This window comes from Leptospira fainei serovar Hurstbridge str. BUT 6 (assembly GCF_000306235.2).
Classification (GTDB): Bacteria; Spirochaetota; Leptospiria; order Leptospirales; family Leptospiraceae; genus Leptospira_B; species Leptospira_B fainei.
In genome coordinates this window covers 1-12,310 of the sequence record NZ_AKWZ02000001.1, presented here as the reverse complement: position 1 = coordinate 12,310, position 12,310 = coordinate 1, and the positions used below count along the sequence as shown (strand labels likewise).

Here is a 12,310-nt window from a genome sequence, read left to right as displayed (position 1 = left end):
TTCCATAATTTATTGATCTTTTCTTCTTGTTTTCTCGGCACAGTAAGTCGTTAGATGCGATTCACTTAACGTTTCTTGGTATATACTTTGATTTTGCCGAGAGTATGCAGTCGGAAACAATAGATCCGTATTTTACTCTTGTTGAATTTTGTTTTTTATCCCTAATAACACGTCCGATACGGTTCATAATTTCTATGCGGAAATTTTCTATCGGTATCGTTTTCTTTTTCGGTCTTTATTGCAAGATCGCGAGTTATATGTAACCCGGGAGATACGGAGGCGGCATAGGCCCGAATGCAAGATTTTCCAAACCGTACGGGATCACCTTCGATGGAATTCATCCATATGTTTCCGGGGACAATAATAACAATACACGAAGAATTCGCTAACGGTCCGTTATACGGAAAATGGGTATTCGAAGATTATAAAGAATTAGATCAGCCAGACGACTTCTTTAATTCTAAATATGTTCGTATTCTTTTGATCGCAGTCCGCGTGAAAGATTTTGATTTCAAACCATATCTAACTCTTCTGATTCAAGAATTATTCACTTTTCCTTAAACCGGAATCGAAGTTTTTTGGTCTATATGTCTAAGCCTGAAAAATATCCGTATAGCTTATTTCAAAAAGTGGCCTGGGGGGATATGGATGCCTTCGGACATGTAAATAACGTGGTTTATGCGAAGTATTTTGAGACTGCACGCGCCTCTTTTTTCGAAGAAAGGAAGCTTTGGGAATCTCCCCAGAAGCCGAATGAGGGAGGTCCGGTGATAACTCACATCGAGATGGATTATCGCAAGCAGGTTCGTTTTCCCGAAACGATTGAAATAACGATAAAAGTGGAATCCGCGGGAAATCGTTCCTTTTCAATGCTCTGTACGATGTGGAATGCGGCAGGGGAATGCGTCTTGACGGGTCATGCGGATTTTCTATGGTTTAACTTCTTAACCGGACGGCCAACAGCGATTCCTGATGTCTACAAGGAGCATTTTTTTCAACAAGCGGGAGGATGAGCTCGCGTTAACCGGTTTAAAGGGATTTCTATATCAAGAATCTCTTTCTAGATTTCGCTTTGCACTTTCCTTATTCGCCTTTTTTGCCGGATTCGGATTACTATTCGGCGATCCTTCACAAAACGGATTAAATGACCCCCGCTGGATTAGGATCCTTCACGTTTCGCTGATAATACTTTCCTTTTTTTGCAGCTATTGGATACGCACGTTTCGAAATATCAGCGAATATATTCTGCTGTTTCACTTCGGATTAATGAGTATCCATTCCTATTATCTTTTATATTCGAACGGTCTCTATCTAGGCTATTTGTTCGGATTGATTTTAGTAAGCCTAAGCGCAGGAGTTTCGTTTAATAACAGAAAGTTACTCATCCCTTATCTATTGGTTTTTCTTTCGGTTGCTATTTTTGTGGGGATTAACTGCGTTAATCCTAGAATCGAAGTCGGAATGTATTATTTTGGAATTCTATCCTCTTCCATCTTGGCGGTTCTTATATTGGGATTTCGACTCAAGACATTCGATACGCTGGTACAGGCAGACGCACAATTGGAGAAATTCCAGGCGAATATAGAGGAGGAACTCCAACTCGCACAATCGACTCAAAAAAGTTTGGTAGATTTGGAATTTCCGGAAACCGGCTCCTTTAGAATTCATTCCTACTTTAGACCCTTAGTAAGCGTAGGCGGTGATTTGATAAAATCTGAGGCCGGCGCGGATGGAAAATTGAATTTCTTTTTTGCGGACGCTGCCGGCCATGGAATTTCCGCGGCGATGGTCTCGGCTATGGCGGTCATGGCATTTAAGATGACAGCTCCTCAAACGGATTCGCCTGCCAGAGCATTATCCCTAATTCACGAATCTCTAATGACTATGATCGGCGGTTTTTTTATAACAGCAGTGTATCTGCGGTTGGATCCTGAAACGAAAGAGCTAGTTTACGCTTATGCGGGACATCATCCGGCGGTACTGATCGAAGATAACGGAAATGTCTCTCAGTTGGAAGGGCGGGGAACGGTTTTGTTGGCCTTACCGCAACTTCGAAATAAAGATTATAGTAGGATCTTAAAATCGGGAGATCGCATTCTCCTCTTTTCGGACGGCTTATTTGAATTCTTCGGGGAGGGACGAGAATTTTTCGGCTACGACGCGTTCGTTTCTTTAGTTAAAAAGAATTCTGCGATGCGAGGGAAGCAATTGTTGAACGAGTTAGGCGAGGATATCGCTTCTCTTCATCGGTCAGCTATGCTGGACGATATGACCATGCTTCTTATCGAAGTGGTTTAGATCTATAAACCAACGGGAACTTAGAATTAAAAACCGCTTGCCCTAACTCCGAAACCGAGTAAGATTCCGGCCTATGTGTGATACATTTGTCGCTACTCCGGATATTACGGCTTCCGGGAAAATGATTTTCGGAAAGAATTCGGACAGGGAGCCGAATGAGGCACAATGTCTGGTTCGCTACCCGGCGAGAAAAAATTCCTCACATACGGTCAGAATCACTTATCGCGATATTCCTCAGGTAAAGGAGACCTATGAAATATTGGTTTCTAAACCCTTTCATATGTGGGGAGCCGAAATGGGCGCCAATTCAAAAGGAGTCGTCATCGGTAATGAAGCCGTTTTTACGAAGATCCGCATAGAGGGAAAGAATAAAGGTCTTACCGGAATGGATATGATTCGCGTCGCACTGGAGCGATCTCAGAATTCCAAGGATGCTCTTGAATTAATCGTCGATCTTATCGAGCAATTCGGCCAAGACGCGTGCGGCGGATATTTAAATAAGAAATTCTTTTATCATAATAGCTTTATTATCGCCGACGCCAAAGAAGCATACGTCCTGGAAACGGCGGGACGTTTTTGGGCGTGGAAAAAAATTAAAGGATTCTACTCCATTTCCAACGGATTAACGTTGGAATCCGATTACGATGATTTACATTCCGACGCGATCGATTATGCGCGTAGTCAAGGCTGGCTTGCAAAAGGGGCGACTTTTTCTTTTCGAGAATCCTTCTCGGATTCCTTTTACACTACATTCAGTAAATGTAAAGTACGAAGGGGCATAACTATGCGAGAAGGAAACTCCGTCGGTGAGAAAATGAGCGTCCGCAGAGCGATGGAAATACTGCGATTAGAAGGGCAAGGGGGCCCAAAATCGAAAGTAGGTGGTGGACCTGGCGGTTTTCCACCTAAGGATTCCGGATTTTCCCCGGCTAACTCCGGGATGGGTTCAGTATGCTTGCACGCGACGGGATTTATTGCTCCGAATCAAACGAACGGATCCTTTGTCGCGGAAATCGATGCCGACTCCGAACGTTCCCAGTTTTGGGCGACAGGGGCATCCATTCCGGCGATTTCCATTTTTCTCCCTTTCTCCATTCCTGGAAAGGCGGCATTAGAAGGTACGATCGTTCAACCCGGCGCTACCCCTGATACTTCGCTTTGGTGGAGTCACGAAACTTTGTATAGACTTTGTCTCAGAAATTATTCGGACGCCATTTCCGTTTTCGGAGCGGAATTAAAAGATGTGCAGGAATCCCTTTTGAGAAAAAGCCAAAGCATTCTCTCTAAAAAAGGGAAGGGTGCATCTTTGGATACTTTATCGGAGGATGCGATCGTCGGAGCCGTACGGTCGTATCAAAAATGGAGAATGCAGGTCGCCGAATTGGCCGTTAAGGGAAGGCTCTTCGCGCGTCCATGGTTCGATCCTCTTTACAGAGTTAGTTGGTTTTTATGGAATAAAAAAGCCAGAATTACCGATTCGGTGCTTACTGGGAAGGATCTACCTTTCGAGCCCGCATATTTATGAATTCCACCAAAAGTGAGAATGCCATTGCGAAGTAGATGTAACCCTTGGGGATATGAAAATGAAGTCCATCGGCAAATAACATGACTCCGATCATTATCAGAAATGATAAGGCCAAAATTTTCATGGTAGGGTGATTATTTATAAAATCGCTAACCGTTCCCGAAAAAATCAACATGATAACTAATGAAAGTATTACTGCGATTACCATTATATAAAAATCTCCGGATAGACCGACGGCAGTGATAATGGAATCGACTGAAAAGATGATATCTAGTATTATTATCTGTGTTACCACATTCGCAAAAGATGCTTTTTTCGGCTCCGACTGGGAACTTTTTTCTCCTAGTTCGATCTTATGGTGGATCTCGCTTGTGCTTTTGGCGATTAAGAAAAGGCCTCCCGATAACATGATTAAATCTCTTCCGGAAACGCTAAAGTTGGAGATAGCAATTAATTCATTCGTAAGATTTGCCAACCAGCTAACTGCGAATAATAGAACGATTCTTAATCCAAGCGCGGCTATCAATCCGACGCTCCGACCTTGTGCCCGGCGATTTTTCGGTAGTTTGCCCACGATGATGGATAGGAAAACGATATTATCGATTCCGAGAACGACTTCCATAGCAGTGAGAGAAAACAAGGCTATGAGAGAGTCTAATATTTGTGATTCCATTCGGAGAAGAAAATTGTATAGAAACCTAGAAATACAATCGATTTCCGACAGCACGGAAATGGCTGATTTTGGTCGTGCAAAATGAAATTCCTTCCGAAAGAATTTTTGTCTCATCCGGTAGAAGGTCGGCGATTGGTCGGAACCGTTCTGGGAGAAAATCTTCCGGCTAAACCCAGTTTATTAATCTTTCTTCGCCACCTTGGTTGTATTTTTTGCAGGGAAACAGTAGCCGATCTGAGATTAATGGCGGAATCGATGCCGGCTTTTCCTCCTGTGTTATTCATTTATCCCGATATGGCCCGCGACGGGGAGGAATTCTTTCAACGATTTTGGCCCGAAGCGAGCGCGATTGCTGATCCGAAAACGATTCTTTTCCGATTGGCCGAACTTCATGACGGGGGATTTCTCGAACTCGCAGGACCGGAGGTTTGGGTCAGTGCATTGCGTGCCGTTACAAAAGGGAATTTTTACGGAGTGCAGGGGCAGCACTTATTACAAATGCCGGGCGCCTTTCTCGTTTTAAAAGATAGGATCCTTTGGAAGCATACGTATCGTCATATAGGAGATCATCCGGATTGGACAAAATTACCGGGTTGCACTCCGATTCCTTCGGAGGATTTTGATCCGGGAATTCTTCCCGCATAAGATTTTTTCTTTTGCGAACCGATTTGAAGCGCATCGGAGTAGTCGTGCGAGTTCTTCAGCCGAGAAAAAAATCGGAAAATTACGCGTTAGCTAAGGAATGGCGGATAACGTGCACACTCCGCATTTCTGAATTGCTGGATAAAAATCTTCGGTTCTTTTGAATGAGTTCATGCTGAATCGAGATCAAAGATTAAACTTATCAGTTCAAGAATATTTTAATACGGGCAGGAAGGACGCGTTTCTGAAAGAAGCCTGGGTATGGGTTAGGGAGATTTGCCTAGGTCGATTTCAATTGGACGAGGATGCTAGTTCCGAAGTGACTTTACATCTGATCCAAAATGCGGATCGATGTTTGGAGATTTTTCAAACAAGAAACTATAGTAATTTCCCGGCGTACCTAACGGTTTTCATTAAGAATTTGATTTTAAATCAAAGGAAAAAGGAAATTTCCAAAGGAAGACGAGAGAAGTTAATCCTGATATCCGAAGAGCGCGGATATGATGAAGGCGACGACTTCGAAGGGAAGATCGTTTTGGAAGAGGAAAACGTCAGCGCTCTGGTACGGAAAACTTTGTCCGAACTTTCTCCGATAGCATGCCTGATCGTAAAGATGAGGCATCAAATTCGATTAAACTTGAGGGATATCCGGTTATTAAGATCCAGGTTGGATCTGATAGACTTCGAGCTTCGGACATATTTAAGGGAGGATGAAGAGGAGATCAGAACTCAAAGACTGAGGAGGAAAGCGATTTCGGATCAGTTATTGGTACTTTTTGGACGGATCCACTCGGCCGATCAAGATGAAGTAACTAAATGGAGGCAAAGGAAGAATGATCGACTCGGAAAAATGGATCGCATCAGCGACGAAAAAAGTTTTCGGCGAATTAGCGCTTATTTGAGTTTTAGCGAACATAGTGTTCGCCGAATTTATTACGATGCGATTCGAACGATTCGGGAGCGCGGTTATTGGAAGGAGATCGGAATTTCCAAAGTTGCGTAGCGATCGGTCATAGGTCCGGTTTGACGGTCGGTATCCAAAGTTTTTGAAAAATTTTGGATTTATTTCGTAAGGATGAAAGTTCTGCGAGCAGATTGGTAACGGCTCGATGGCCGGCTTCCATTCCTCGGGTAACGGAGCGATTTAATAATCTTGCACTCGTGCTCACCATGCTTAACTCGGAGATCTTCGGGGCAATGACTCGAATCTTAATTCCCTTAGGCGGCGATTGCATGATTTTCACCGCGCGATTGTACATCGTGTGGTGGACCTTCGTAATCATATGATAGAGTTTTTTATCCGACGGATACGAAAGCCATCCTTGGAAGTTAGGAATCGGATCCGAGAGATCTTCTTTCGGAGAATTCAGCACGACCGTTATATCCTTATAGCCGGCTTCGATTACTTTCTCTAAGGGAATCGGATCGGAAATACCTCCGTCTCCGAAGTATTCCTCCTCCAATTTCCATTTTCCTCGGGTGGCGATCGGCAGGGAGGTGGCGGCTTTCAATAAGTTCAATACATTCGAAGTCGTAGCTCGGACATATTCGGCCCTGATTTTAGCTAAATTGGTTACGACGACGTAGAAAGGAGTTGTCTCTTTTTTCTCCAGATATTCGGAAGGAAGGCGATACTTGGCGCCGAATAAATAATCGATCAAATATTCCTGATCCAGAATTGTTTTACCTTTAAACGGGTTCAGTAGGTTGATGAGCTTATTTCCAACTAATTCTTTTCTCCAAATATCCAGAATTCGGAGACTTTCTTCTTGGCCCGCCTCGTAACCGGTAGTATAATAGGCTGCCGCACAGGATCCCGATGACACTCCTACGATTAAATCGAAGAATGTCGAGGGTACATACTGATTTAAGGCGTATAAGGCTCCCCCTGCGAACGATCCTTTCATACCGCCCCCTGCAACTACCAGGGCTCTAGACTGTTTTTTTGCGTGGGGAAGGCCGTTTGAACCTGTGGATTTATCAAATTTCCCGGGCGAAAAATAAGAACTCATTGAATTCTATGATTTGAGGAAGAGCCGGTTTCGCAAGCAGGATGCGCGGCACTTCGTTCAAAACTCGTATCGATTTTTCGACAATTTCCCCTCTTTTTTGCAACCTTATATGTCCCATTTTCTTGTTCGTAAGTAACACAAATGGCATAATTAGTGTGCAAAAAGTGGGAATTTATTCTTTTAAGAATTGACTTAGGGATTCTTCCTAACAATCGTCTAAGAAGCATATGCAATTCGCCGTTGTAAATACTGGGGAACGGAATGGGGGAAGATTTAAGATTTTCCAATCTGCGATTCTGAGTACCCTGCTGTATTGCCTTGCGATGGACGCCGTAATAGATACGATCGATATCTTGGATGGCGATTGGTCCGGGGTTAGCCGAGAAGTTTTAATTCTAAAGACGCAAAGGCATAATGTTCATGAGCGGGAAGGCCTTTACACCGGGTCTTATTTCGAAGCTCAAACCAAAAGTGAATCCGAGGGGGAATATCTACCTCTCCACGGTTTCCGATTAGTCCAATCCGGATCGACTAGCTTTTTTATCGATATCTCGGGAGGATTAAAAATCTTCCCTCTTCTACTCTATATTCTTCTCTCACTCCCGCCTCCAATATCAACTTAACCTAGAACATTGATCAGTTTCGAATTTGGGAAAAAACTATATACCCGGATTCGGCGGATGGAAGGGTGCGGGTGTACTACGCCGCTCTACTTCTTTGTTAGAAAAAGAGGAAATATTATTTTTATGTCAATTATTCATACTAAAGATCTGGTAAAGCCAATCGAAAATGGTAAAATGGAGCTAGAAAAGGAACTCGGATACGAATTTTACGGAAGGCATTTAATGACCGATTTTGTCGGATGCCAAATCGATTTAGACGATGCCGAGCAGATTGCTAAGGATATGGAAGAAGCGATCGTTTCGATCGGAGCTACGATTCTGAATAAGGTGGAACATCGGTTTGACCCGCACGGAGTAACGATTCTATTCTTGCTTTCGGAATCGCATGCAAGTATCCACACGTATCCAGAATTCAACTCCTGCTTTTTAGATATATTTACTTGCGGTAAAACGATCGATGTGATTCCTTTCGGCGCTTATCTGCAAAATTTATGGAAACCTACAAAGGTAATCAATCGTTATGAGGAGCGCTCTGCCTAAGACAGAGGCTAAAGGAAAGTAAAATGGATTCGACTACAAAGTCGTGGTTTACCGAGCAGGTAGACTATCGAGAAATGCACCAGTTCTTAAAAGAGAAGAACTCAACGAGCTTCCGGACGGAGTTCCAACAAGTTGAGCTGCACAATCTTACTGCTTTTGGAAGAACAATGGTGCTGGATGGAGCGGTACAATCTGCCGAGGCTGACGAGCATTTGTTTCATGAGTGCTTGGTTCAGCCGGCGATGTTAGCTCATCCCGAACCTAAGAAAGTTCTGATTTTGGGGGGCGGCGAAGGAGCGACTCTTCGGGAAGTTCTTAAACACCCGAGCGTAGAATTGGCTGTAATGGTGGATATTGACGGGCAATTCGTGGATTTTTGCAAAGACAAACTACCGGATTGGAATTCGGCAGCGTTTTCCGATTCGCGTACAAAGTTATTGCATATGGATGGCCGGAAGTATCTGGAAGAAACGAATGAAACTTTCGACGTTATCATCACGGACATCACCGACATTCTTTTGGACGGACCTGCGATCCGATTGTATACCCGTGAATTCTATGCACTTTGCGCTAAGAAATTAAATAAGGACGGATATCTGGCTCTCCAAGCGCTGGAACTTTCGCCTTCGGTATGGGAACAGCATGCTACTCTACGGAGAACGATTCGCCAATCTTTCTCATCCGTGGAAAGTTATAGTATATATGTTCCATCATTTACTTCAACTTGGGGATTTATCATCGCTTCCAATACGGGAAATCCGATTCTTTCCACCGAAGTTTTGGTACAAAAACTGGAAAAAAGAAATCTACCTTCGAAACTATTTGCGTTCGACGAAATTACTTATAAGGGAATTTTTTCCTTATCAAAGGATCTACGTAAATATCTAACTCTGGACGGTTCCATCTTGGAAGACGGACAGCCTTTAAAATTCTTTCCTAGAGACAGAGAATTCAGAAAGGGGGATAAAAAGTGACCCAGAGCCAAATGCTCTTTAGGGTGTATTTCTTATCTCGAAGCAAAACCGACTCCGGGCTACCTGCTGGAATCGGCTCCATTTCATCTCCAACAAAACGGGCATGGACTCTCGGCTTTCCTTTTGATTGCGTTGTGATTGAAGGGAATGGCTCGGGCGAGGAAGGCGATATTCTTTTTGTCGAAGACTGGCTTAAAAAAAGCGGTTACGGATATTCGATCGCCGAGATGTCCAGATGGATTCGATTAGATAAAGAAAGAGGAAATTCGCGACAAAAGGAAACGACCACCCTTTTTGCGGCTAGGGCCGCGCTTATCGCTTTTTTTGAAAATGCAGGTTCTTTTTTGGAGCAGTCCAAAGAGTGGGTGGTTCGAAGTTTATCGAAATATTCTAAAGTGACCACGTTACAATTACTAACCGCGGACGAAATTCGGGAAAAACATGACCGCAGTCTAACGTTACTTGTTAAGTTAGAATCAACTTGTTCTTTACTTACGGAACCATTCAACACAAACTGGAAAGAGTTACGAGAATTCGGAGCGGGAAAGCAAGGACCGACCGTAGAAGAGTTGGAATCCTTGATGGGATCTTGGGAATCCATCCAGGAAGCTTTGGAACTACTTTTGGAAAGAGTTTCCGAAAAGAAGTTTTTATTCTGGGAAATGCTCGCCGAATACATGATCGTAGTTCTCATCCTTCTAGAACTAGTGATAGGGATAATGGACTACCTACATACTTAAATAAGGTATCGAATGCAACTTTGTTCACATAGGTCTCGTGCAAAAGTTGCGTTCGTCTTACTTTTTTTTTGCGTGACTTCCGCATTATACGTGCTGACCGCACAAAACTCCTCTTCTCCTTTCGGTCCCAAAAATTCAAAACGGGAAAAACCGAGTTCAGCTCAAAAGGTTCAAAACGGAAAGGCCAACCCGGGTTCGAATGGTAAGGACATAAAGAAACAAACGAAGCTCGATGCCAAAGCTGCGGAAGAGCAAGAGGGCGATGACGACGAAGAAGAGAATCATCCTCCTCTCCTTGCGAAACAATCGGACAAGGAAGAAGACGACGAAGAAGATGATAAGATCGAAGTTAACGTAGAATTTGCCACTGACTTTGTTTTTAGAGGGAATACGTTCGGGAGCGAATCCATCAGTCAAAGGGATAACATCGCTTACAAATCGTTCTTGCCGGCTTATACCTTTCAACCTTCGATCGAAATTCCCGTAACGGATCGGCTTACCGTTGAATTTTGGTTTAACTTGTTCCTAAACCACCTGGGAAATCGCGATTCGGATCAAAGGTTTTTGCAAAACGGTCCCGGAGGACCTGAGCTGTTAGGTTATTATCAACCTGCGTTAATGCAAGGGCAGCTTCCTTTCGACCCAAGGTATGTTCATCCTTATAAGGAGGATAACGGCCTAAAGTGGGATAACGGAGGGGAAATCGAGGTCACTTATGAGCTTAGCAAATCGAAATTCGGAAATATAAACGTAGGGTTCTTTTCCTATAATACGTTTCTCGCGAAAGATCGATTTTCCTGGACGCAATTCTTTGTGAATTGGGAAATTCCGGTCGCTAAATTTTTAAATCCGAAACTTTCCTTTTATAAAACGACCGACCCCGATAATCTTTCGGCAACGACTGGAATTAACAAAGGTTGGGGGTATATTCCATTCGAATTAAGTCATGAATTTAAGTTTCGCGAATCGATGAAGCTTTCTCTTTCAACTTCGATCGGATACATCATCAGGAATAATCCTGCGGATAATCGATCCGGATTTTCGGATATAACCACTACGGCGAAATATTCGATCGGGTCTTTTTTTCTTTCGGCGAATGTCGCTTACCGACCGGATTTGGAGATTTACGACAACAGTTACTATTTCGATAATATTAGAGGCCGTTATCAAAATGAGGATGGGCTTACGGTCGACCCGTCCAAACAATACGGGATGTATAATAACGCCTTTAAGCAAGCCGTCTATAATAACGTTCATGATCCGATCGCTCAGAAAGTGATCATAGATTCCTATCAGAGTCAATCTATTGTTCGAGCGATCTACTACTTCTCGATAGGTTATACAAAATATTTATAGCTTCCGCCAATCGACGAATTAGTCGTCGATTCGCAAGTTTGGCCCCCTGAATCCTAGGAAAAATTCCGATAGAATATTATTATTTTATTATACATTAGCAATCCAAGGCGTTCGAGACGCGTGTGGACGGCCGTAATGGATAAATAATAGTCACAGCGAGACTTACATTTAATCAGAATAATTTTCACTATTTACGTAGAATTTCAGCGTGGTTGTTGGTTAAAAAATATAAAAAGGTATTGACCGGTGTGGAGACGTAATTATTGTGGATAACGCACCTGAGAGAGGCGCCCGAGAGGGAGAGTGCTTGAGGGAAGTAGAAGTTCTTTGAAAACGAATAGAGTAGCGTGACCCGCGATTGATCTTGAAAGAGATTGATCGCATTTAGGATGATTCGACCTGAATCATTCTGAACCCGAAAAAACACAATTCCAGCGAAACCTGAAATAAGGTTTTCAGTTCCGGAATAGACCGGTTTGATACCCGGTCACCAGATAGACGCTCTAATTTAATATTGCCCGCAAGGGTGATATCAACACGGAGAGTTTGATCCTGGCTCAGAACTAACGCTGGCGGCGCGTCTTAAACATGCAAGTCGAGCGGGGTAGCAATACCTAGCGGCGAACGGGTGAGTAACACGTGGGTAATCTTCCTCCGAGTCTGGGATAACTTTCCGAAAGGAAAGCTAATACCGGATAGTCCTGTTGGATCACAAGATTTGATAGGTAAAGATTTATTGCTTGGAGATGAGCCCGCGGCCGATTAGCTAGTTGGTGAGGTAATGGCTCACCAAGGCGACGATCGGTAGCCGGCCTGAGAGGGTGTCCGGCCACAATGGAACTGAGACACGGTCCATACTCCTACGGGAGGCAGCAGTTAAGAATCTTGCTCAATGGGGGAAACCCTGAAGCAGCGACGCCGCGTGAA

Annotated in this window: 13 protein-coding genes and 1 rRNA gene; 12 read left to right on the top strand and 2 right to left on the bottom strand. The window is 43.6% G+C overall.

Annotated elements, in window-relative coordinates; all coding sequences use genetic code 11:
* Positions 1 to 294 precede the first annotated feature (294 nt).
* From LEP1GSC058_RS00075 to LEP1GSC058_RS00060, 4 genes are all read left to right on the top strand, one after another.
* Positions 295 to 561: a hypothetical protein gene (locus tag LEP1GSC058_RS00075; protein ID WP_156860620.1), complete on the top strand. Its 267-nt coding sequence runs from the start codon at positions 295 to 297 to the stop codon at positions 559 to 561.
* 26 nt (positions 562 to 587) lie between these two features.
* Entirely contained in the window at positions 588 to 1,013 is a 426-nt protein-coding gene (locus tag LEP1GSC058_RS00070) for an acyl-CoA thioesterase (RefSeq protein ID WP_039947773.1), read from the top strand.
* A complete protein-coding gene (locus tag LEP1GSC058_RS00065; RefSeq protein WP_016547487.1) occupies positions 973 to 2,298 on the top strand; it encodes a PP2C family protein-serine/threonine phosphatase in 1,326 nt (441 codons plus the stop codon). The genes LEP1GSC058_RS00070 and LEP1GSC058_RS00065 overlap by 41 nt, the downstream gene beginning before the upstream one ends.
* A 73-nt stretch (positions 2,299 to 2,371) precedes the next feature.
* The gene (locus tag LEP1GSC058_RS00060) at positions 2,372 to 3,823 is read left to right on the top strand and encodes an acyl-CoA--6-aminopenicillanic acid acyltransferase (RefSeq protein ID WP_016547649.1); all 1,452 of its coding nucleotides are present in this window, start codon (positions 2,372 to 2,374) and stop codon (positions 3,821 to 3,823) included.
* On the opposite strand, the gene LEP1GSC058_RS00055 is transcribed toward LEP1GSC058_RS00060, so the two are convergent.
* Positions 3,783 to 4,496 (bottom strand): TerC family protein, encoded by a 714-nt coding sequence (locus tag LEP1GSC058_RS00055; protein ID WP_039947828.1) that lies wholly within the window; start codon positions 4,494 to 4,496, stop codon positions 3,783 to 3,785. The two genes, LEP1GSC058_RS00060 and LEP1GSC058_RS00055, sit on opposite strands and share 41 nt — an antisense overlap.
* An 81-nt stretch (positions 4,497 to 4,577) precedes the next feature.
* Here LEP1GSC058_RS00055 and LEP1GSC058_RS00050 point away from each other — a divergent pair, with 81 nt between their 5' ends.
* The gene (locus LEP1GSC058_RS00050) at positions 4,578 to 5,141 is read left to right on the top strand and encodes a SelL-related redox protein (RefSeq protein WP_039947772.1); all 564 of its coding nucleotides are present in this window, start codon (positions 4,578 to 4,580) and stop codon (positions 5,139 to 5,141) included.
* 169 nt (positions 5,142 to 5,310) lie between these two features.
* A complete protein-coding gene (locus tag LEP1GSC058_RS00045; protein WP_016547602.1) occupies positions 5,311 to 6,141 on the top strand; it encodes a hypothetical protein in 831 nt (276 codons plus the stop codon).
* Positions 6,142 to 6,148: 7 nt separating this feature from the next.
* Here LEP1GSC058_RS00045 and LEP1GSC058_RS00040 read toward each other — a convergent pair whose 3' ends face one another.
* Positions 6,149 to 7,150, bottom strand: a complete 1,002-nt coding sequence (locus LEP1GSC058_RS00040) for a patatin-like phospholipase family protein (protein WP_016547724.1) — start codon at positions 7,148 to 7,150, stop codon at positions 6,149 to 6,151.
* 227 nt (positions 7,151 to 7,377) lie between these two features.
* On the opposite strand from LEP1GSC058_RS00040, the gene LEP1GSC058_RS00030 reads away from it, so the two are divergent.
* The 6 genes from LEP1GSC058_RS00030 to LEP1GSC058_RS00005 all read left to right on the top strand — a co-directional run.
* Positions 7,378 to 7,773 (top strand): hypothetical protein, encoded by a 396-nt coding sequence (locus tag LEP1GSC058_RS00030; protein WP_039947770.1) that lies wholly within the window; start codon positions 7,378 to 7,380, stop codon positions 7,771 to 7,773.
* 123 nt (positions 7,774 to 7,896) lie between these two features.
* Positions 7,897 to 8,313: an adenosylmethionine decarboxylase gene (speD, locus tag LEP1GSC058_RS00025; protein WP_016547478.1), complete on the top strand. Its 417-nt coding sequence runs from the start codon at positions 7,897 to 7,899 to the stop codon at positions 8,311 to 8,313.
* 23 nt (positions 8,314 to 8,336) lie between these two features.
* The gene (locus tag LEP1GSC058_RS00020) at positions 8,337 to 9,287 is read left to right on the top strand and encodes a fused MFS/spermidine synthase (RefSeq protein WP_016547729.1); all 951 of its coding nucleotides are present in this window, start codon (positions 8,337 to 8,339) and stop codon (positions 9,285 to 9,287) included.
* The gene (locus LEP1GSC058_RS00015) at positions 9,284 to 10,027 is read left to right on the top strand and encodes a hypothetical protein (RefSeq protein ID WP_232224577.1); all 744 of its coding nucleotides are present in this window, start codon (positions 9,284 to 9,286) and stop codon (positions 10,025 to 10,027) included. Before LEP1GSC058_RS00020 ends, LEP1GSC058_RS00015 begins: the two co-directional genes overlap by 4 nt.
* A 12-nt stretch (positions 10,028 to 10,039) precedes the next feature.
* Entirely contained in the window at positions 10,040 to 11,383 is a 1,344-nt protein-coding gene (locus LEP1GSC058_RS00010) for a hypothetical protein (RefSeq protein WP_016547666.1), read from the top strand.
* A 534-nt stretch (positions 11,384 to 11,917) separates the two neighbouring features.
* Positions 11,918 to 12,310, top strand: a 16S ribosomal RNA gene (locus LEP1GSC058_RS00005); the annotation flags it as partial.

What these genes read in the sequence shown, in the direction of transcription:
- LEP1GSC058_RS00070 (WP_039947773.1), top strand. Translation starts at nt 588, where the DNA reads ATGTCTAAGCCTGAAAAATATCCGTATAGCTTATTTCAAAAAGTGGCC.
- LEP1GSC058_RS00055 (WP_039947828.1), bottom strand. Translation starts at nt 4,496, where the DNA reads ATGGAATCACAAATATTAGACTCTCTCATAGCCTTGTTTTCTCTCACT.
- LEP1GSC058_RS00045 (WP_016547602.1), top strand. Translation starts at nt 5,311, where the DNA reads ATGCTGAATCGAGATCAAAGATTAAACTTATCAGTTCAAGAATATTTT.
- LEP1GSC058_RS00020 (WP_016547729.1), top strand. Translation starts at nt 8,337, where the DNA reads ATGGATTCGACTACAAAGTCGTGGTTTACCGAGCAGGTAGACTATCGA.
- LEP1GSC058_RS00040 (WP_016547724.1), bottom strand. Translation starts at nt 7,150, where the DNA reads ATGAGTTCTTATTTTTCGCCCGGGAAATTTGATAAATCCACAGGTTCA.
- LEP1GSC058_RS00010 (WP_016547666.1), top strand. Translation starts at nt 10,040, where the DNA reads ATGCAACTTTGTTCACATAGGTCTCGTGCAAAAGTTGCGTTCGTCTTA.
- LEP1GSC058_RS00050 (WP_039947772.1), top strand. Translation starts at nt 4,578, where the DNA reads ATGAAATTCCTTCCGAAAGAATTTTTGTCTCATCCGGTAGAAGGTCGG.
- speD (WP_016547478.1), top strand. Translation starts at nt 7,897, where the DNA reads ATGTCAATTATTCATACTAAAGATCTGGTAAAGCCAATCGAAAATGGT.
- LEP1GSC058_RS00065 (WP_016547487.1), top strand. Translation starts at nt 973, where the DNA reads ATGTCTACAAGGAGCATTTTTTTCAACAAGCGGGAGGATGAGCTCGCG.
- LEP1GSC058_RS00060 (WP_016547649.1), top strand. Translation starts at nt 2,372, where the DNA reads ATGTGTGATACATTTGTCGCTACTCCGGATATTACGGCTTCCGGGAAA.
- LEP1GSC058_RS00030 (WP_039947770.1), top strand. Translation starts at nt 7,378, where the DNA reads ATGCAATTCGCCGTTGTAAATACTGGGGAACGGAATGGGGGAAGATTT.
- LEP1GSC058_RS00075 (WP_156860620.1), top strand. Translation starts at nt 295, where the DNA reads ATGCAAGATTTTCCAAACCGTACGGGATCACCTTCGATGGAATTCATC.